This is a genomic window from Lactiplantibacillus sp. 30.2.29, from assembly GCF_018991255.1.
GTDB classification, from domain to species: domain Bacteria; phylum Bacillota; class Bacilli; order Lactobacillales; family Lactobacillaceae; genus Lactiplantibacillus; species Lactiplantibacillus pentosus.
This window is the reverse complement of record NZ_JAGYGU010000003.1, coordinates 1-20,858: the sequence shown is the minus strand read 5'-3', so window position 1 is coordinate 20,858 and position 20,858 is coordinate 1. Positions and strand designations below refer to the sequence as shown.

Sequence of the window (20,858 nt, the reverse complement as noted above, 5' to 3'; positions counted from 1 at the left end):
TCCTACCCACTAATTCATTCTTATGATGCGACATTCATCATGTTGAGCATCTTGCTGGCAAAATGCTGCATCCGGCCGCGTTCGTCGTCAGACAATTCGGCTTCGATCACTTTTTCAACCCCATTGTGATTGATGATGGCTGGTGAGCCCAGATATAAATCATGAATGCCGTATTCCCCAGCTAATGGTGCTGAGATAATCAATTCGGTACTTTCGTCGTTCAAAATTGCCCGGCAAATCTGCATTAAACTAATGGCTACCCCATAGAAGGTCGCACCCTTTTGTTCAATGATCTTGCCACCCTTGCCACGAACGGCTTGTTCGATGTCGGCCTTAAACTGGTCATCGACGGTCGTGACAGTATTCAGTGGTTGATAAGCAATTTTGATCTCATCAAAGTTCACGATGGACGTGTCGCCATGTTCTCCTAAAACGGCGGCATCGACTGCATCCGTCGAGACGTTCAACTTCTGGGCCAAAGCGACCCGGAGCCGTGCCGTATCAAGGGAAGTCCCCGTTCCGATTACCCGGTTACGTGGAAAACCGGATAACCGTTGCGTCATGGAAGTCAAAATATCGACGGGATTGCTTGAAATGACGAAGCAGCCGTTAAATCCGCTAGCCACTACTGGTTTAACAATCGATTCCAAGATTTTGGTATTCCGATTGACCAGATCAAGTCGGCTTTCACCAGGCTTGCGGGGCACCCCGGCCGTAATCACCACGATATCGGCATCATGGGCATCCGCGTATTCACCAGTATGAACATTCGTCGCATTCGTAAACGCGGCAACGTCTTCCAAATCTTTAACATCGCCCTCAGCATGTTGCTTGACCAAATCAACGATCACTAATTCATCGAGCGCACAATTTTGGACCAACGAAAATGCAAATGAGGAACCGACTGAGCCATCACCGACGATAACGATTTTGCGTTGCTTCTTATCCATATCAATATCCTTCTTCCATTGAGCTTCTTGTTGTGAGATATCTGAAACACTTAGTTACTTAACTCACAAGTATTATAACGCAACCGCTCACATTTTTGTTAATTTTTTAAAAATAAATTACTTTTTTGAAAAATTTAAACGTAATTATCGCTATAAATGGGATTACACCGGGATTCTAATTATTTTAGCTTGTGAACCATTTCTAAAGTGTCGGCTTTGTGAAAATGTATTCGTAAGCGTTTACAATCCGAACGTTTTGTGTGCTTGCCACCAAGTTCCTAGCAGGACCTGATTGGCTCAGCCGGTTACTGAGATTTAGGCCAGCTAAATTCAGAACAGCGTGGTATATTAGAGGTACGTCTCAACGAAGAAAGGAACAACACTGTGGATAACGAAACACTAAAAACATACCTGGCTGATAACTCCCAGGTCATCACCATTTTTATGGATAAGGCAACCGATTTTCTCAATCGCCAAAACGCCGACCGCGCACCCGCTCGACAATATAATGACGCTGAAATCGCCCGGCAAGCCGATAAAATGTTGGACGAGGTCATCGCCAACATTCATGACAAGATCGTCCCCCACACCCGCGAACAAACGCCAGCCGCCTGGGAACAATTTTTGAGTGAAAATGACGTGCTCGACGACTTGGAGCTGTCGATGACGGAATTGTCATTTGAATCAGAAGACTAAGTTATCGACACTAGTTTAATCAGGCGCTGATAACAATGTCAGTCAAAAAAGGACCGCGAATTCTCATTTGATTGAGAACTCGCGGTCCTTTTCAAAAGCTTAAAGACCCTTTGTTAATTGTTGTGGCGCCGCCGTTTAGTGAAGCCTAACGCGCCGACCAGTCCAATGAGCCCGGCCATGAGTGCGGCCCACTCGAACGGTGCTTCATTCGTTTGCGGCAGTTTTGCTTGCCTTTTCGCTTGGGCATGATCTACGCCCGCAACCGCACTTGCTGCCGCCGGTTGGATTTTAGCCTTCGCAATTGTCTCAGTCGCTGGTGTCACCTGATGTTTAGACGTCAAACTTACGCGCTGCTCAGATTGACTTGGTTGCGTCGCTGGACGAGCTTGATTGGACCCGGTATTGTCGTTATCACCATTTGAGCCAGCATTGCCGCTCAAATCTGGCTTATCAATAACATCGGCCTCACCATCATCAATGACCGGTTGCTTATCAGGATTAGTCGTGTCGACATTATCATCAGGATTGGTCGTATCACCCCCGTTACCCGGGTCAGTAATGCCATCACCTTCACCGGGGTCAGTTGTGCTGCCGCCATCGCCTGGATCAGTTGTACCACCGCCATCACCTGGATTGGTCGTGCCGCCACCGTTGCCGGGGTCAGTTGTACCACCGCCATCACCGGGGTCAGTCGTGCCGCCGCCATCACCGGGGTCAGTTGTGCCGCCGCCATCGCCGGGGTCGGTTGTACCACCGCCATCACCGGGGTCAGTTGTACCGCCACCATCACCGGGGTCAGTTGGGTCTTCAACAACGGTGATGAAGGCCGTTTCGGTTAACACATTACCGACTGCATCCATATACGTGTAAGTCACCGGATACACCCCGGCAACACTCGTATCTACCGATTTAGTCACCGTTAGCTGATCAATGCCAACTGATTCACCGTTCTGATCAGTGACCTGAACAAGGTTGTCGCCAGCTTGCCAAACGCTACCGACCTTAATTTGGCTATTTTTCACCTGCAGCGCTGCTTGCGAAGCCATCACATTAACAGTGGCCGCTCCAGTAATTAAGTTGCCGACAGCATCGACGTAACTCAACTGCAAGGCATACTGACCTGGAACTTGCAGATTCGGCTTCAAATCAGCTGTCACCTCAGACACGTCGGCCTCAGAAAGCGGTTGGCCATCACTCATCAAACTCTTGGACCAGTCCACACTATCGCTTAGCGTCCAATCAGCTGCTGGACCAGCGATGAGGGTAACATCCCGACCAACCAACTGGGCCTGTGATTTGGTTGTCGTCACAATTGCACTAACCTGTTGCGTGCGCCCAAGGTCGTCCACATATGCCAAGATAACGGTTTGTGGCTGACAATCAATTCGGGGCTCAGATTAGGTGCACTAATGACGTTAATCGTTGCTTGATCGACCTCAACCGGATTGCTAAACTATCCGTCACGCCGGCAACACACATCCCGTAGTGCCACTGTGCGTTTGGTCCGGCGACCAATTGAACAGGCGCCGTCTTCAGTTCAGCTAAATCAACCGTAACCATGGCTATTGCGGTTACTTTATTACCTACCGCATCCGTATAGGTCAATGTAATTGCTTGTGGTCCCGCCTGCGTTTTGTCGATTGGCGTCATGGCAACGTTGTTAACATCGGTCACGACCTGGCCAGTCGCATCGGTAACTTGCCGAACCAAATCCGCTACTGACAGCTTGGCAACGTCTTGCGGCCAAACCTTCTGTGGGGCTTTGGCCGTAATGTTAGCTTGGCTTGCCACCACTTTGACGAGGGCCGTTGCCGTCAGTTCGTTGCCTTGATTATCCGTATAGGTGAACGTCACGTTCTGAACGCCCGCAGTGGCTAAGTCTGGCAAGCTCGTCACGTTCTTAATGGACAAATCGCCCCAAGCACTGGACTCAATGGCGTTGCCATCATAGTCTGTCACACTGGCAATATGCGCCAGATAATTCCAACTCGCATCGGGTCCCATCACAACTTCGCTCGGGTTAAAGGTCAGCTGAGCTTTAGAACTCGTCACCGGCTGATAAACAAGTGCACCGGCAGCGATGTTAAAATAGTCGATTGGATTACCCGCAGCATCCGTATAATAGCGCTTCCAAATTCCGTCCGCATAATAAAAGGTTCCATAAATCAAGTAGCCATTATTGACTTTCGGATTAACCAACGTGTATTTCCAAACTTCATGAGTGGTACCATCGGCATCAGTGACGGTCGCCAGGTGCGCGTCGGCCTGCACGAGTTTGCCATTGGCGGTGCCATCATCTTGATAGTACCGCGCCGTATAATTCAATGATTCACCTTGAAGCCCCGTCAGCTCTGAGGTAACCTCGACGGTGTCCCCGGGTCGATAGGAGACCTTATTCTGGAGATAAATATTCTCAAAAAGGCCAGTAACTTGCCCGTCCGTGGTTGGCACCAGCGATTTCAAAGCACTAAAATCACTGATTCGATTACCCGAAAATCCAATCATTTGCGATGCCTTGCCGCTGTTTTCAATGGCGGCTTTAACAAACGGAACCAAGATATTAAACTGGCGATTCGTCATCCCGTACGGATTGGATAGGTATTTGTTTGGTGAGGAAAATTCCAAATTATGGATTTGACTCGGATCCAAGGCAGCAAGCAGCTGTAATTGCTCATCAGTCACGGCGCCCCAATAAAAGGTGTACAAGTTGAGATCATACAATTGAACGCTTTGTAGTGGTGAAAAGTCAAATTGCGGTATTTCCCGATAATTCGCCGCAATTTGCACCGTCACGCTCGTCGTGGTGCCAGCTGGCAAGTTAGCCAATAGCTGCAATCCCTGTAAACTGGTCACTGGTTGATAATCGCCAGTACCGTCACTATTCCACTTAACTGCCTGAACTTTGAGATCTGCGTTTTTGTATGCTTTGATGGTATTGACCGTCAGTTTGTCTTGAGCCGTTAATCCAAGGCCGCTACGAACAGCGGTCAACAAATTGGCATCGACAAATTGAGAGCTAACATCCTCATCATCGACATCGGTCGCATCTGCGATGGTTGGCGTCGTGGTTTCTGATTGTTTGACAGTCGATGTGGCATCGCTGCCCGTTGTAGTTGAATTGGTGGCTGATTCGGTTGAATGGTTCGGCTGCTCAGCGGTATTATTCGCTGACGTTTTCGTAGTTAGCTCGGTGCTCGTATCTGATACTGTTTCCGTAGTCTGCTTCGTGTTCGATGTCGTTCCCGTTGTTTGCTTAGTGCTTGTGGCCGATGTCGTTTTAGTGGTTTGAGTAGCCTTTGTATTCTGTGACTGCCCCACCGCTTGTTCAGTGCTCGTGGCAGATGTTGTTCCCGTTGTTTGTTCAGTGTTCGAGTTAGACGCTGCAGCCGTCGTTTGGCCATCTACAGCAGTTGTCTGCGTTGCACTAGTCTGCTGATTTGATTGTTCAGCTGTTGCCGCCGTTGACTGAGTTTTCGCAACCACGGCTTCAGCATTTTGAGTTGTATTAGCTTTCTGCCCGGTATTTTCAACAGTCGTAGTGACTTGAGTGATCGACTGATTTTCGGTTTCATCCGTCGCGGATGATTTCGTCGTCACCGCCGTATTATTTGCTGAACCTTTCAAGTTACCAGTGCTTGTTGATGTGGCAGATACGCGAGTTTGAGCCGCCGTCACAGCATCATTCGTATCTGCGTGTCCAATCATCGGACTTACCCCAGCGCCAAAAACCATGATCCCTGCTACAACCCAAAAGCGTCCACTTTTGTACATCTTATAATACCGTTTTTGTTCCTGTAATCGTTGCATTCTTGCACTACCCCCCGAGTAATTACCAAATCCGAAGCAACCAACAACTGTTCGTCAAGCTCCTAAACCCCTCCTCAATAGGAAAACGCTGACAGGCAATTATCATGACATTTGATTACAATATTAATAAAGCAGAAACATTGTTATCGTGTTTAACTATCTATGTACTACTATTACAGATTTTATATATTTAAGCAAGGATAATTGTATGCTTCCATAAACAAAATTAAAGCGCTGTCACAGTTTTCGTTTCGAATATTAGGCGCTACCAACTTAAGACTACCTGGCTTCAATGGCGCTGACTGCCGTGTTGTGCGCGTTTAGCATCCGTAATTTGATATTAATAAATTGATAAAAAATTGGGAATCAATATTGAAATAGCAGTTTGTTAACCTTCTTCATTAATCGGCAACACGCCTTAATAAATGGGATTGGTAAACAGCCTCTGATGCATCTCCTTGCGTATCATCATTCCAGTTTCTTCTGAGTGCATGCTTGTTTAATATCAGTTGTCTCGTCCCACACATGTCACGTGAGTTGTGGCTTGGATAATGCCGATGAACGGCAATTTCTGAAAACGGGACGACAAAAAAGCCTAGCAATGTAGGCAAGCCTTAAACCTCGACTTATCTACCTTGCTAGGCATATCTATCCAAGCTAATCACCAATTAATAGCTCAATAACGCTCGGGTCTTTTTGAATAACTTCTAACAACCGACAAGCGGTTCGACTAGGACGTGAACGACCAGTTTCCCATGCTTTGACCGTGCGTGGCGAGACCGTCAAGAGTGCGGCTAGCAACAGTTGGCTCAAGTCAACCGCCTTGCGAATGGCCTTGATCTCTTGGGCTGAATACTGTGGCGCCGATTGACTACTAACCTCATGGATCGAAACATGTGAATAATCACCATCTAGGGCGGCCATCATCTGGTCAACACTGTGTTCTAAATGCGATTGCTTTTCTGTCATAACAAGAACCCCTTCCGTTGTAACTGTTGAGCGAATTTTAGTTTAACCTGTTCAGCTTGAGCTAGTGACACTTGATCATACTTCCCGTAAATCCCAAAAATACCCCTATCCAAGGTAGACAAACGTTAATTGTTAGCCTATCACCCTCGGTAGGAGTATTCCTTGTATCGTTAATGATTAATTAATTGCACTGAGCTCACCGCCGTTGTACTTACGACCGAGTCAGTCCAGCATAAATCTTATCTAGGTTCCACTTCAACATCGAATAGTACGTATCACCTGGTTTACCCTCAGCGGCCAATGAATCGGTAAAAATCGTGCTGGCAACTGGGATTCCAGTCTCCTGCGACAGTTTGTTCATTGATTTCGGCGAGACCGAGGATTCGGCGAACAAACTCCGAACCTGGGTCCCTTCAATCTTCTTCAAAGCTGTTCGCATCTGAGCTGGTGTTCCTTGCGACTCCGTGTTCACTTCCCAAATATAGGCAGCGGGCACATGGTAGGCCGCTGAGAAATATTTGAATGCACCTTCTGAAGTGACCAACAACCGTTGTGAAGCCGGAATTTGTTTGAACTTCGTCTGTGCGGTTTCATGTAAACGCGTCAACTTAGCCACGTAACGGTCCGTATTTTTTTGATACTGAGCGGCATGTTTGGGATCCTTGGCTTGCAAGGTCCGATTAATATTCTTCACATACTGAATCCCATTGGCGAGATCCAACCAAGCGTGGGGGTCCGGTTCGTTCACGTTCGTCGTCAAATACTTCACTTTGATGCCTTTACTTGCCGCAAAGACGTCGTGGTCAAAATCTTTCTTCTAAGACGTCACTAACTTCTTAAACCAACCGTTCCCACCGGTTTCCAGATTTAAGCCGTTGTAGAAAATTACATCGGCTTCCGCAGTCGCCGCAATATCGGTTGGACGTGGTTCATACTCATGCGGGTCCGTTCCCCGCTTGACAATACTATAGTTCTGAACGTACTGGCCACCGACATTCTTGACCATATCATCTAGGATGGAGTTGGTGCTGACGACTCGGAGCTTGGCACTCGTCGTCGTTGCACGGGCATTTTGTTGGCGTTGGTTCAAGAAAAATGCCATTCCAGTAATCATTGCAATCACACCCACGAGGGCAATTAATTTCGTCTTCATGCAGTTACCCGCCGCGCTGCGGCTTGCCCTTTCCATAACGTTGGCAAGAGTGCTTGCTTTGGTGACACAATGAATGAGATGCCAAAGAAGATTGCGGCCACTAACACGATTGCAGGACCCGATGCCCAGTTAAAGGTGTAGCTGAGGTACAGCCCAACTACTGAAGACAAGACCCCAATCAAGGCGGACAAACCTAACATGATTGCTAAGCGTTCTGTCCATAGAAAGGCGGTTGCCGCCGGTGTAATCAACATGGCGACCACTAGAATAATCCCAACCGTTTGCAATGCCGAGACCGTCACTAATGTTAAGACGAGCATTAAGGCGTAGTGCAGCAGTTGCACTTTCAAGCCGTACGTCTTAGCGAAAGTCGGGTCAAAGGACGTAATCAAGAGTTCTTTATAGAAGAAGACAACGAATAAAATCACTAAGCCTAATACGACCGTCGTTGTCATCATATCGGTATCACTAACAGCTAAAATATTACCAAACAGAATGTGGTGTAAGTTAGTTGAACTTTCAGCTAACGAGATCAAAATGAACCCCAGTGCATAAAAGGCACTAAAGACGATCCCAATCGACGTATCCGTCTTGATCTTACTGCGACTCGCGACAAAGCCAATCAGTCCTGCGGCAAGGATGCCGAAGACGGAGGCCCCAATCATCACGTTGATGCCTAGCATGTACGCAACGGCCACTCCAGGTAGCACGGCATGTGAGATGGCATCCCCCATCATCGACATGCCGCGTAAGATAATAAAACTTCCAATGATTCCAGACATGACACCAACCATGATGGCGGTAATCAGGGCGCTTTGCAGGAAATCATACTTCCCTAACGCCGCAATAAAAGTTGTAATTGATTGCATTATTGTTGACCCTCCTTCGTAAACAGTACGGCCGAAAGATCAGCGCTAAACGTGCGTTCAATATTGGCAGGCGTGTAAACGTCATCCACGGGACCACAATCAACGATGCCGTGATTCAAGATGACCAAGTCATCAAAGTAGCGTGAGGCTTTGTTTAAATCATGATGGACGACAATGATCATCTTGCCAGCGTCACGCCACTGGTGCAAGATCGTCATGATAGCCGTCTCACTCTGTAAATCAATGCCAACAAACGGTTCATCCAAAATAATAATATCTGCTTCTTGGACGAGGGCACGCGCAACGAACACCCGTTGCAACTGTCCCCCTGACAATTGGCTGATTTGGCGGTCCGCTAAATCAGTCAGAGCTAGCTGTTCAAGGGCAGCTTGGCACCGAGCGCGGTCAGCCTTGCTCGGTTCTCTAAAGAGGCCCAGTTTGCCATAGGTCCCGGTCAAAACGACATCAAAAACATTGATTGGGAAAGTTAAATCGAGATCCTTACGTTGTTCAACGTAGGCAATCTGTTTTTGAAATTGTTTTAGCGCACGACCTTGATATTCGACGGTTCCAGATTGGGACTTGATCAAGCCTAACATGGCTTTGATCATTGTTGATTTGCCCGCACCGTTGGGACCAATGATTCCAGTAATTTTGCCGGCGTTAAAGTTAACGGCAACATCAGTAAAGACTGGTGTGTCACTGTATGCCACGGTGAGGTTTTGTACTTTTAGCATCAAATTTCCTCCGTTCATCGCGGTAGTCGGTTTTCTACATCGTCATAAGCATACCTGATAATTAACCGTAATGCAAACAATTGTTAGGTGCGGTTAACTTTTTAATATTTAGCATTAAATTTTTCGTAATTGCAATTCTATGTTAGTGATAACAACTAGGTCTATCGTGGCTGGTTCTAGCTCACATCCGCATGAATCGCCCACTCCATTTTAACAATCAACAGCCGCCAAAAATCCACTCACATAAATATTGGATATTAAAAAAGCGTCATCGCCAACCGCAATGACACTCATGATTATGCTAATATTCCAGCCTCAAGTCCCAGAAAAATCGTCAGAATCAGTAAGTCAGCTGACCCACCAAGACTATAATTATGCGCCAGAAATTCCTGATTGAGATCCCGTAAGAAAGCCATTCCGGCTGACGTTTGGCTACCGCCCAATTCAAAATACTTAGCAGCCTGCGCGTGCGCCCAATCAACGACGTGCGAATCATTGGCTCGTTTGACCAAATTCGTATCGACCGTTGCCTGAACGATGGCCATCAACGTATCTAACAACCGCTGATTGATGGTGCCCTGGCTTCGCTTGAGGGCCGGCAACGCCACCTGCATGACTGTCGGGTAACCGGCTTCCGCCTCGCCACGAATCCCTTTGATGCCGTATGTCAAATACTGCCGTTCTCCCGCTGTCAACGCCGATGGGTCCTTGTCAGCTAACCCACTAAAGTCGTTAGCCGTCAGCCCCGTTAACATCGCTTGGACAATGGACGCCAATGACTTTGCGGGCTGTTGCTGCTGATAAGCAGCGGCTGTCACCAACACGCCCAGTGAAAAAACGGCGCCTTTATGGGTATTGACACCATGCGTCGCCGTAAACATCGTCCGCTCAGCTTCAATGCCAACGGTCCGAATCTGCTGAAACAAACCAGTCAGGTCGGCATCGGTATAAGTCGCGCCAGCACTCGCACAAGCCTTAAAATAAGGTTCCAGGCTCAGGGCACTATCGATGAACATAAACGCGTTCATATCAGGATGCGGTCCCGCCGACACGGGATCGACCAAGCCCGGCTTCGGGGTGACCGTCACTTCATACAATAAGGCACGCAAGGCGTGATTGACAATTTGTTGTTGCGTCACAATTTTCCCACCATTTCATCATTAATTCATCGTGATTTCAAAATCTGATTGGCCAAACGCAGTGTCACACTAACATTGCTAGTTTGCGCCAGTAACCCTGGTAACGACGCTCAGCCATTGTTCAGTCGGCTTTTTATCTCGGCCAACCTTGCCCGCTAAAATCCAGCGTATCTCTATCATAACGTACGATGGGACTTTGATACCAGTTTCTTTTCTGATGACACTGTTCAAATCATCTCAAAACATGTAAGCTAAAGTAAACGGATTCATGATTTCATTCAATGATCCTCGGAGGTGATTTTCAATGTTATCCAACCAGCACTTTCAATCGACACCCGCGGTAAACTTCGATTTGCTCGCCTATACGATTGGTAGTTACCACTATAACTGGCATCCGCAAATCGAATTATTCTGGCTCCTACAAGGCCACGTGGAAGTCAACGTAGACGGCCGCCGGTATGATTTAAAAGCCAACGACTTAATTTTAATCAACGCCAACTGCGGTCACGCCACGTTTGCCCTGGATCCAGAATGTCTGGCGCTGTGCTTACATATCGCCCCTGCATTCTACACCAGCCAAGGACTCGACTTGTCACACGGGGCGTTTCACCTAAACAGCGTGACGACACCGCAACATCGCGACTACCAGACCATCCGGCAAATTCTGGCACAGCTCTATACCGGACTGCATCAGTCAAATTGGTCCGCATTCGAACTAAACGCAGCCTATTTTCAGCTGACCAACTTGTTACATCATGACTTTTTTGACACTCAGGCAACGATTGCCTATCCGCAGCCGAAAAAGCAAAGCTCACTCAGCCGGGTCATCGACAACCTCAATCAGCACTACGATCAGCCCGTCACGTTCGAATCGGCAGCCGCCATCAGTCACTACTCCACGGCCTATTTGTCCCGTATTTTTAAAGCTGAACTCGGCATCAATTTTTACGAGTACCTGACGCGTTGCCGCTTGCAACATGCGATTGCCGACTTGGAGGACCCTAATCGAAAAATTGCAGACGTCGCACTCAAAAATGGGTTCCAAGAGGTCAAGTCATTTAATTTGATGTTCAAACGGCATTTCGGTCAGACGCCTTCGAACTACCACGAGCACCTTTCTCAAGGGCCGCGCTCAGCATTCAAACAACCACTGACACCCACGCAAACCGCCTGGGTCCAAGCACAAATGACGCACTGGGCGCAACTGGCAACGGTCGATCAACTGAGTGCCTGTGAGAGTTGTGCTTACAAATTACACTTTGAAGAATACCAAGCACTCAAAACTAAGGTCGCACAATTAAAAAATCTGCTCAATCAATAATTAATGGCATAACAATTTTTGTGATAATGATTGGTCACACTTGGTGGTTTGAAATATGAATTTATTGCTCAGTACCAGTCTAATTCAGCATTTACAACTGAATTAGACTGGTACTTTTTTGTCATACCACATGCCAAATTTGGTTGATTGCGTGTTTTTTCACAACGCCTCGTGTCATCGAAGTCATCATCTAGCGGTTAGTCTGCGTGCCCAGGGTTGCCTACAATGAAGCTGTAAATTGATAGGAGGAAATCAACCATGGATACAATGACTTACGACTATACCGAACCCACACTATCGACCAAGGGGCAGCGGATGCGTGACATCTTGGCCGACTACATTGCCCTCATCAGTCACCGTTTACCCGATGACGTGACGGCCAAACTCGAAGAACTCAGCAAAATTGAAGTCGATCCCTTACAAAAGCTCGTTTACGATACGATGATGGAAAATCAGTTACTCGCCAACAAGCTGCAGCGACCGAGCTGTCAAGATACGGGGGCGTTACAATTCTTCATCAAATGTGGCGCCCAATTCCCGTTACTCGGAGAATTGAACCAGATTTTAAAGGATGCCGTTTATCGTGGCACGAAGAAGGCGCCACTACGGCACAACGCCGTTCAAACGTTCGACGAATACAATACTGGCATGAATATTGGTGACGGTATCCCGTCGATTTTCTTACAAGTCGACGGCAACGGTACGGACATTTCAATGTACGTTTACATGGCCGGTGGTGGTTGTACCTTGCCTGGTGCTGCCAAAGTGCTGATGCCTGGTGAAGGCTACGAAGGCGTCGTTCGGTTTGTCATGGATCGCATGACGAGCTACGGTATCAATGCTTGCCCACCATTACTCGTCGGCGTCGGCGTGGCGACCTCCGTTGAGACCGCCGCGTTGAATTCCAAACTCGCTTTGATGCGCCGCGTCGATAGTGAGAATCCCAATGCGAACGCCGCTAAGTTGGAACACCTCTTGGAAGACGGCATCAACCACATTGGTCTCGGACCACAAGGCTTTGGTGGTCAAAAATCGGTCATGGGCGTTAACGTTGAAAATACGGCCCGGCATCCATCAACGATCGGCGTCGCCGTCAGCACTGGTTGCTGGTCCCACCGGCGCGGTCTCATTAACTTTGACCAAGATTTAAATTACGAATTACCACTGAACAAAGGAGTCGAATTATCATGAAAACTTACCATTTAACTACGCCCATCTCAGATGACGACATCAAAGACATTCGAATCGGCGACATCGTCTACCTGACTGGTTCACTCACAACTTGTCGGGACGTCGCGCATCGTCGGTTAGTCGAAGAACACCGGCCGTTACCCGTCAACGTTACTGACCGGGCCATTTTACACGCTGGTCCAATCATCAAAGATCTTGGCGACGGCCACTATCAGATGGTAGCGGTCGGTCCAACCACGAGTATGCGAATGGAAAAATTCGAAGAAGCCTTTGTCAAGGAAACCCACGTTAAGTTGATCGTTGGTAAGGGTGGGATGGGCCCCGGGACAGAACGCGCCTGCAAAAAATATCACGCCCTCCATCTGGTTTATCCCGCAGGTAACGCGGTATACGCGGCGCTGCATGTTGAAAAAATCATTGATGCACAGTGGAAGGACCTCGGCATGCCCGAAACACTCTGGGCTTGTGAAGTTAAAGACTTTAGCCCGCTGATCGTCTCGATCGATACGAACGGTGACAACTTATTTGAGAAGAACAAAGTCATTTTTAATGAACGCAAGGAAGCCGAAATCAAGAAAATCAACGAACAAGTCAAATTTATCAAATAAGGATTGCGCCCCCGTCACAGCGGCTGCCATCGCCGTGACGGGGGCGTCATTCAAAGGAGGTTATTTTTCATGATCAAGACAAGGCCATCATTTAAGGAAGCGGCGTTAACCGCCTTACGAACCGTCATCGACCCCGAACTCGGCGTTAACATCGTCGACCTGGGGTTAATTTACGACGTTGCTTATGACGCCGACCTTCAACTGTGTACCGTCACGATGACGCTCACCATTATGGGCTGCCCATTGACGGGCTATCTGGACGACCACATCAAGGCAGCACTAGGCGCGTTGAATGATGTTGACCAGGTGCTCATTAATCTTGTCTGGGAACCTGCATGGTCAGTCGCTAAGATGTCACGAGCTGCCAAGCTAGAACTCGGTTTACACTGACATGTCTACTCTGAGGACCGATTGGCTAGTTGAACATTCAGAGATGACCAAACGACTGGTAAGTATGCCAGTTGTGATTGATACCCCACAGCCTGACCGAGCCAGTTCAGACTAGCGTACCTCAGCTGAAGTTAATTGAAAGGCGGTTTTACGTATGTCACATTTGAATCCAGTCAACTATCGAAAACTCATTTGGCCGCTCAGTTGTGGCCTGATACTTTGGCTGGCTGCCCCGCTGCGTCCAAGTGATTTGAGTTTGCTCGGATGGCAAATGTTGGCAATCTTTGTCAGTACGATTATCGGGTGTATTACCCAGCCGTTGCCCATCGCTGGGGTGGCAATCATCGGCTTGACCTGTTGTGTGCTATTGGGCGTCACGCCGATTGATACCGCGATTGCAGGATTTGGTGATAGTACGGTCTGGATGATCGCGATGGCCTACTTTTTATCTTGCGGTTTTGTCAAAACGGGTCTGGGTCGGCGAGTCGCGTTAGTGTTCGTCAAATGCTTCGGCAAACGAACCCTCGGACTGGCCTACGCACTAATTGGTGTGGACTTAGTCACGAGTCCCGCGACACCGAGTAACACGGCGCGTGCTGGCGGTATCGTCTTTCCGATTATCGAATCACTAGCCAAAGCGTACGGTTCCGACCCGCAACAAGGGACCCAGCGCAAAATCGGCGCGTTTCTCATGATGACCGCCTTTCATGGCAACATCGCAACCAGCGGTCTATTCATGACAGCCATGGCGCCCAACCTAGTCGCAGTTGCTTTAGCGGCGGCTCTGCACGTTAATATTACTTGGACTGGCTGGCTACTGGCCGCCCTGCTGCCCGGTCTCATCAGTCTGATTTGTGTTCCTGCCATCATTTACAAACTTTATCCACCTGAAATCAAAGATACGCCGAACGCCCAATCCTGGGCCCATCAAGAATTAACTAAAATGGGACCGATGCGGTTACCGGAAAAATTCATGGCGCTGATTTTCGGCTTGGCGCTAGTCCTCTGGATCCTCGCCAGTTTGATTGGCCTGGATGCGACTCTGGTGGCGTTTATCGCCGTGTCCCTCCTCTTAATTACCGGGGTCCTCAGCGTTAGTGACTTGCTGCACGAAACTGGTGCTTGGAACACCCTGGTCTGGTTCTCAATTTTGATTTTCATGGCCGGACAGCTCAACCATCTCGGCTTTATCCCGTGGTTATCGGCCGCTATTGGACAGGCATTGCACGGCGTCAACTGGATGTGGGTCATGGCAGCGTTAATGCTGGTCTACTTCTACACCCATTACCTGTTTGCCGGCGCAACTGCCCACGTCTCAGCCACGTACGCTGCATTCTTAGGTGTTGCGATCTCAGCTGGCGCACCGCCAATGTTAGCGGCCCTGTTACTCGGCTTTGATGGTGCGATTTTCAGTTCAACGACCCACTATGCCAACGGTCCCGCATCCATCATGTTTGGCCCGGGCTACGTCACTCAAGCAACTTGGTGGCGCTTGAATTTCATCCTGGGCGGCTTTTACTTACTCGTTTGGGGTGTCGGCGGAACCCTCTGGATGCACGTGCTGGGATACTGGTAAATTATCATGCTACGCTCAAATTAGTGCTGGCAAAACATGGGCCAGCCGATAAAAAAACTCGGTCAGCAATGCTGAACCGAGTTTTTTGTGCTTGCGCGTAGGGACACCTGGTGCGCTTTATTATTTCGTATTAGGCTTGATTCAATCCGGGCTCATGGCATCTACCAACATCATCTTTAAGTGTTAGCGTGAGTGCACGCTTCGTACAGAAACCTGAACGTTCAATTTTCTCTACGGCTCAATCACGCCACCTATCAGTCATCCTGACGTTAGTTGTCAGTCGGCCCCGCCACCTCTGTCGGTAACTGCCACAAGGGCGCCACCCAGGCGGGAAGTTCTGCGACAGGTACCGGTGCTAATTTGGGCTTACCGATTGCATCCAAGTAGACCCAGGTTAACGCGTCGTGATGAATTTTTTTATCATGGTGCATCGCTGCCACCACCTCAGCGGATGCAATGGCTGGTAGCTTGGTTGGTAAGCCGACCGCGCTCAACCGAGCAGCAATCGTCTCTGCCAACTCAGCAGGTGCTAATCCGTGCATGGCGAACAATCGACTGACTTGAACGAGGCCAATTGCCACCGCTTCGCCATGCATCAAACGGCCGCGTGCTAGTAGCTCGAGGGCGTGACCAATCGTGTGACCAAAGTTCAAGAGCTGGCGCTGACCTTGCTCGTGTTCATCTGCCATCACGATTTGGGCTTTAAACGCCACGCTGGCCGCAATCAACGCTGGTGCCGCTGGTAAAATTGCGGTGACATCAGTAATGGGTTGTAATAATGACCAGAAATCGCCCCCGACCAATGCAGCACACTTGACGATTTCCCCGTATCCCTCCGCCAACATCCGCGCTGGCAGTGTTTTAAGCGTGTCAGGATCAATGACGACGAGGTCTGGCTGATAGAAACTACCAACTAAATTTTTACCCGTTGGCAGGTCGATTGCGGTCTTGCCACCGACCGAACTGTCGACCTGTGCTAACAAGGAGGTCGGCACTTGGATCAGGCCGATGCCCCGCATATAGGTCGCCGCGACAAATCCGGCCAGGTCACCCACGACACCGCCGCCGAGTGCCAGTACCCCATCGCTGCGCGTAAAATGGGCGCGGCTCAGCTGGTCAATTAGTCGTTCAACTTGTGCCCAACTTTTACTCTGCTCGCCAGCGGGCACCGTCAGCACGTGCACCTGAAACCCGGCCGCCTTCAGTGCCGTGACCACTGGTTGGGCGTAATGCGGATGCACATTCGTATCCGTGACGACAGCGACTTGACCCGGTTGCCAGACCGTTTTGACCAGGTCGCCGAGCTGTGATAGGGCGCCAGTCCCAATTTTGATGGCATAAGATTTGGTTTTAGTGGTAACGTTAATTGTTTTCATAAGCGTGCCTATACCCAAGTCTGCATCAAATCATGCAACTGGAAGGCTTGGCGCGCCATCTTCAAGTAAGTCGCGGGCTTGAGTGCCTGGGGACCGTCCGACAAAGCTTTTGTTGGTTGGTCGTGGATCTCGACGATCATCCCACTAGCCCCTGCCGCAACCCCGGCCATGGCCATTGGCGTCACCAGCTCCCAAGTGCCGACCGCGTGACTAGGGTCGACGATAACGGGGTAGTGCGTCAGCGATTGCAAGACCGGCACGGCCCCTAAATCAAACGTGTTGCGGGTGTACTTATTATCAAACGTCCGGATGCCCCGTTCTAAAATCATGATCTGATGATTGCCACCCGCGGCGATGTATTCAGCTGCGTTGAGAACGTCATCGATGGTCGCCGACATGCCGCGTTTTAACGCAACTGGAATCTGGGTTTGCCCCACCGCTTTGAGTAACGAGAAGTTTTGCATATTGCGGGCACCAATCTGGAAGATATCCGTGTATTTCGCAACCATGGCAACGTGTTCATCATCCATGACTTCCGTAATCATATCGAGACCGTGCTTATCGGCAGCCGCCCGTAAGTATTGCAGCCCGGTCTCACCGAGTCCTTGAAAACTGTATGGTGAAGTCCGCGGTTTGAAGGCGCCACCCCGGACGATCGTCGCGCCACCCTGCTTGGCCACGGCGGCCATCTGATCAACGTGTTCGGCACTTTCAACCGAACAAGGGCCGGCCATCATGACGAACTGGTCACCGCCAATCACACTATGGGGCGTTTTAATAATCGTATCTTCGGGATGAAATAGGCGACTGCTTTGCACGGCAGCGGGTACATCCGTCAAAATTTCGGTACTGGCAGCTTTAACATCCGTTGGCAGTTGATCTGCCGTAATACCTTGAATCGCGATGCGCTCGTTATGCGTGAAAATCTCGTGGTCGGCGCCAAATTGGCTGACTAACTTGGCCTGCATGGCCTGGGCAGTTGCTGGTTTTAAAATAATAATCATGATAATTCCTCCAATATCAATTCTCAAATTTTGGGTCTCAAATTTTGATGCGTTAAGCCCGTGCCGCAATTGGCTGGCTGGCTTGAATACTTGCTAACATATCTTGTCGGACTGCTGCGACCGGCATCGGCTTCCCCGTCCAGAACTCAAAGGCCAGGGCGCCCTGCCAAATCAACATACCGAGCCCATTATGGGTGTGACAGCCCTGTTGACGAGCCAGTCGTAGAAAAGTCGTTTCCAGTGGTTGGTAAATCACGTCATAAACCGTTTGTTGCGGTTTTAACTGACGAATTGTCTCAAGTGGTAACGGGATGCCAGTTGTTGTCATCCCAATATTCGTCGCATTAATAATCAAGTCACTGGACTGCGCCACTTGTTGCATCTGCTGATGGTCTTCATAAGCAACTAATTTCAACTCAACGCTGGTCGTCTGGCTTAGCTGTTCGAGCCAGCGTTTGACCGCGGAAAAGCGCTCATTGTTGCGCTTGAAGACCGTCACGCTCGCGACACCATAATCCAGTGCGGCAGCGATAATCGCTTTACCAGCCCCGCCCGCGCCGAGCACCATCACCCGTTTGCCTGTCAAATGCAGACCTTGGTGTCGTAAATCTTGAAAAACGCCTGCGCCATCCGTGCTATCACCAATCAACTTGCCATGAACGTTCTTGATCGTATTAACTGCTTGAATGCGTTGTGCACGCGGGGTCAACTCATCCAGCAGTGGGACGACAGTTTGCTTGAAGGGCATCGATAAGTTGACCCCGGCGATGCCCATGCTGCGAATTCCGGCAATCGTGCCTGCTAGCTGGTCGGGGGCAACGTCAAACGCTAAGTAGCGGGCGTTTAGCCCCCAGTGATCAAAGCTTAAATTATGCATCCGCGGTGAGCGACTGTGCCGTGCGGGGTGCGCGATAAATCCAAATAACGCCGTTTCTCCATCAATCATATGACGACTTCCTTTCTAAATAACGCGTAACTGTTGTGTCGTATCAATAGGCAAACGCTGGTAGGTCTGCACGATGTCCTCAGCGGTAAACCCGTTGGCGGCCAAGACTTGCTCAGCCGCGCCACTCGCGCCAAAATGGTCGATGCCGATGACCGCGCCATCCAGTCCGACGTAGCGTTCCCAACCGAGAGTCGCCCCCATTTCGATAGCGACGCGCCGCCGAACTTGTGGTGGCAAGACTTGCGCTTGATACGTGGCTGATTGCCGCGCGAAATTCTCCATTGACGGCATGGAAACGACGCTGACGTCTGTGCCCTGTGCCGCCAATTTGGCTTGTGCTTGCAACGCTAAATCAACTTCGGATCCACTCGCAATCAAAATACCCATCGGCTGCTTGCCGCGTTGCGGTGACAACACGTAACCGCCGCGGGCGACCCCGGTCATCGCCAACGACTTGGAATGCGGTAACACCGCTAAGTTTTGGCGGGTCAGAACCAGCACGGTGGGATGATTCGTTGCGTTAACAGCCTGCCACCATGCGGCCACAGTTTCATTCGGATCAGCAGGTCGAATCACCGTCACATTCGGTATCAACCGCAAGCTCATCACTTGTTCGATGGGTTGATGGGTCGGTCCATCTTCACCGACCGCGATCGAATCATGGGTGAAGACGTAAGTGACGGGTAACTTCATCATCGCCGCGAGTCGAATTGCCGCGCGGGTGTAATCGGAGAAGACGAGAAAAGTTCCACCAAAGACGCGTAAGCCGCCATGTAATGCCAGTCCGTTCAAAATCGTCCCCATTCCAAACTCGCGAACCCCAAAGGCTAAGTTGCGTTGTTCTGGACTCGTCGGCGTGGCTAGTTGGTCCGTTTCAATGGTCGTTTTGTTTGAACTCGCCAGGTCCGCTGCGCCACCGAGCAAGCCCGGTAACCGGTCCGCTAATTGTTGAATCACCGTATGACTGGTCATGCGTGATGCTTGCGCCCCTTCGTCAAAGGTTGGCAGGCTAGTTGCCAAGTCGACTGGCAATCCATTATGCAGCTGTTGGTCAAACTGGTGCATAATCGCAACGGGTAACTGATCTCGTTGTGCTTGCCACTGGACATGAGCAGCTTGACCGCGCCGTTGGATCAACTCGTGCGCGCGTTTGGCAACCGCTGGTAAGACGGTGAACGGGGCGGCATCCCAATTCAGCGTTGCGCGCAAACTTGCCAAACCGGCGGCGCCTAATGGATTCCCGTGAACGGCGTTGGTACCGGCTTGCGGTGCGCCGTAGCCAATCGTTGTTTTAACGGCAATTAGACTCGGGCGAGTCTCCTGCTTGGCCCGTTCGATGGCCGCGTTAATGGCCCTCAAATCGTTCCCATCCGCGACCGTTTGTGTGGCCCAGCCGTAACTCTCGAAGCGTTGGTTGACATCAGTGCGAAATGAGCGGCTGGTCGGTCCATCTAGTGAGACGCTGTTATCGTCGTACAACACGATGAGCTTGCTCAACTGCTGATTACCGGCAAAACTGGCGGCTTCGTGTGAGACACCTTCCATCAAATCGCCATCCCCAACCAACGCGTAGGTGTAATGGTCAACCAATTGTGGCGCACTCGCGAATTGAGCAGCTAAGTGCCGTTCTGCCAGCGCCATCCCGACTGCCATACCAAGGCCTTGTCCGAGTGGTCCGGTCGTGGCTTCCACCCCGTCAACCACTCCTAGTTCCGGATGCCCCGGCGTATGACTGCCAAACTGGCGAAAATGCTGCAGGTCCGCCATCGTCACCTGAAAACCGCTCATATGTAACAAGCTGTAGAGAATCGCTGAACCATGCCCAGCCGATAAGACGAAGCGGTCACGGTTAGACCATTGTGGCTGTTGCGGATCAATGCGTAAGTGCCTGCTCCACAACGCCCATAACATTGGCGCTGCACCCAGTGGTAGTCCCGGATGCCCAGAACCCGCACGTTCAATCATTTCTGCACTCAATACCCGTAAGTTGGCCACGGCCAGATTATCAATTTCATCAAATTTTTGCATATAATTCGCTCCTTTTGCGTGTTCAGTCGAATGTCGGTCACATATTGGATCACATATTGGATCACATATTGGATCACATATTAGGTCACATATTAGGT

The 20,858-nt window shown here is 49.8% G+C and carries 17 protein-coding genes and 1 pseudogene; 6 read left to right on the top strand and 12 right to left on the bottom strand.

Annotated features, from left to right (window positions below):
- Positions 1 to 20: 20 nt before the first annotated feature.
- A complete protein-coding gene (locus KGF65_RS02675; protein WP_050338944.1) occupies positions 21 to 950 on the bottom strand; it encodes an L-lactate dehydrogenase in 930 nt (309 codons plus the stop codon).
- Positions 951 to 1,334: 384 nt separating this feature from the next.
- On the opposite strand from KGF65_RS02675, the gene KGF65_RS02670 reads away from it, so the two are divergent.
- On the top strand, positions 1,335 to 1,646 hold the full coding sequence (locus tag KGF65_RS02670; protein ID WP_003638119.1) for a hypothetical protein: 312 nt from the start codon (positions 1,335 to 1,337) through the stop codon (positions 1,644 to 1,646).
- A 113-nt stretch (positions 1,647 to 1,759) separates the two neighbouring features.
- On the opposite strand, the gene KGF65_RS02665 is transcribed toward KGF65_RS02670, so the two are convergent.
- The 7 genes and pseudogenes from KGF65_RS02665 to KGF65_RS02635 form a co-directional block, all read right to left on the bottom strand.
- On the bottom strand, positions 1,760 to 2,956 hold the full coding sequence (locus KGF65_RS02665) for a bacterial Ig-like domain-containing protein (protein WP_209040941.1): 1,197 nt from the start codon (positions 2,954 to 2,956) through the stop codon (positions 1,760 to 1,762).
- 82 nt (positions 2,957 to 3,038) lie between these two features.
- Complete coding sequence (locus tag KGF65_RS02660; protein WP_216748267.1) at positions 3,039 to 5,453, bottom strand: KxYKxGKxW signal peptide domain-containing protein; 2,415 nt, start codon at positions 5,451 to 5,453, stop codon at positions 3,039 to 3,041.
- A 657-nt stretch (positions 5,454 to 6,110) separates the two neighbouring features.
- Positions 6,111 to 6,422 carry a DNA-binding transcriptional regulator gene (locus tag KGF65_RS02655; RefSeq protein WP_101873869.1) on the bottom strand — a complete coding sequence of 104 codons (312 nt, stop codon included), beginning with the start codon at positions 6,420 to 6,422 and terminating at the stop codon, positions 6,111 to 6,113.
- Positions 6,423 to 6,633: 211 nt separating this feature from the next.
- Positions 6,634 to 7,575: pseudogene (locus KGF65_RS02650) on the bottom strand (zinc ABC transporter substrate-binding protein).
- Positions 7,572 to 8,444 carry a metal ABC transporter permease gene (locus tag KGF65_RS02645; protein WP_050338948.1) on the bottom strand — a complete coding sequence of 291 codons (873 nt, stop codon included), beginning with the start codon at positions 8,442 to 8,444 and terminating at the stop codon, positions 7,572 to 7,574. The pseudogene KGF65_RS02650 and the gene KGF65_RS02645 overlap by 4 nt, the downstream one beginning before the upstream one ends.
- The gene (locus tag KGF65_RS02640; protein ID WP_216748266.1) at positions 8,444 to 9,181 is read right to left on the bottom strand and encodes a metal ABC transporter ATP-binding protein; all 738 of its coding nucleotides are present in this window, start codon (positions 9,179 to 9,181) and stop codon (positions 8,444 to 8,446) included. Before KGF65_RS02640 ends, KGF65_RS02645 begins: the two co-directional genes overlap by 1 nt.
- Before the next feature lie 296 nt (positions 9,182 to 9,477).
- The gene (locus KGF65_RS02635) at positions 9,478 to 10,320 is read right to left on the bottom strand and encodes a triphosphoribosyl-dephospho-CoA synthase (protein ID WP_050338950.1); all 843 of its coding nucleotides are present in this window, start codon (positions 10,318 to 10,320) and stop codon (positions 9,478 to 9,480) included.
- A 304-nt stretch (positions 10,321 to 10,624) separates the two neighbouring features.
- On the opposite strand from KGF65_RS02635, the gene KGF65_RS02630 reads away from it, so the two are divergent.
- The 5 genes from KGF65_RS02630 (at position 10,625) to KGF65_RS02610 (ending at position 15,406) form a co-directional block, all read left to right on the top strand.
- A complete protein-coding gene (locus KGF65_RS02630; protein ID WP_216748265.1) occupies positions 10,625 to 11,641 on the top strand; it encodes an AraC family transcriptional regulator in 1,017 nt (338 codons plus the stop codon).
- Positions 11,642 to 11,899: 258 nt separating this feature from the next.
- Positions 11,900 to 12,832 (top strand): L(+)-tartrate dehydratase subunit alpha, encoded by a 933-nt coding sequence (gene ttdA, locus KGF65_RS02625; RefSeq protein WP_050338952.1) that lies wholly within the window; start codon positions 11,900 to 11,902, stop codon positions 12,830 to 12,832.
- Complete coding sequence (ttdB, locus tag KGF65_RS02620) at positions 12,829 to 13,440, top strand: L(+)-tartrate dehydratase subunit beta (protein ID WP_216748264.1); 612 nt, start codon at positions 12,829 to 12,831, stop codon at positions 13,438 to 13,440. Before ttdA ends, ttdB begins: the two co-directional genes overlap by 4 nt.
- 69 nt (positions 13,441 to 13,509) lie before the next feature.
- Positions 13,510 to 13,830, top strand: coding sequence for a metal-sulfur cluster assembly factor (locus KGF65_RS02615; RefSeq protein WP_101873873.1), 321 nt, complete (start codon positions 13,510 to 13,512; stop codon positions 13,828 to 13,830).
- Positions 13,831 to 13,984: 154 nt separating this feature from the next.
- Positions 13,985 to 15,406 (top strand): DASS family sodium-coupled anion symporter, encoded by a 1,422-nt coding sequence (locus KGF65_RS02610; protein ID WP_216748263.1) that lies wholly within the window; start codon positions 13,985 to 13,987, stop codon positions 15,404 to 15,406.
- Positions 15,407 to 15,675: 269 nt separating this feature from the next.
- Here the strand turns inward: KGF65_RS02610 and aroB are convergent, their stop codons facing one another.
- From aroB to tkt, 4 genes are read right to left on the bottom strand one after another with little or no spacing between them, the layout of a single operon-like run.
- On the bottom strand, positions 15,676 to 16,782 hold the full coding sequence (aroB, locus tag KGF65_RS02605; protein WP_101873875.1) for a 3-dehydroquinate synthase: 1,107 nt from the start codon (positions 16,780 to 16,782) through the stop codon (positions 15,676 to 15,678).
- A gap of 8 nt (positions 16,783 to 16,790) precedes the next feature.
- Positions 16,791 to 17,786, bottom strand: a complete 996-nt coding sequence (gene aroF, locus KGF65_RS02600) for a 3-deoxy-7-phosphoheptulonate synthase (protein WP_101873876.1) — start codon at positions 17,784 to 17,786, stop codon at positions 16,791 to 16,793.
- Positions 17,787 to 17,838: 52 nt separating this feature from the next.
- Positions 17,839 to 18,732, bottom strand: a complete 894-nt coding sequence (locus KGF65_RS02595) for a shikimate dehydrogenase (protein WP_216748261.1) — start codon at positions 18,730 to 18,732, stop codon at positions 17,839 to 17,841.
- A gap of 15 nt (positions 18,733 to 18,747) precedes the next feature.
- Entirely contained in the window at positions 18,748 to 20,760 is a 2,013-nt protein-coding gene (tkt, locus tag KGF65_RS02590) for a transketolase (protein WP_101873878.1), read from the bottom strand.
- Between the last annotated feature and the right edge of the window lie 98 nt (positions 20,761 to 20,858).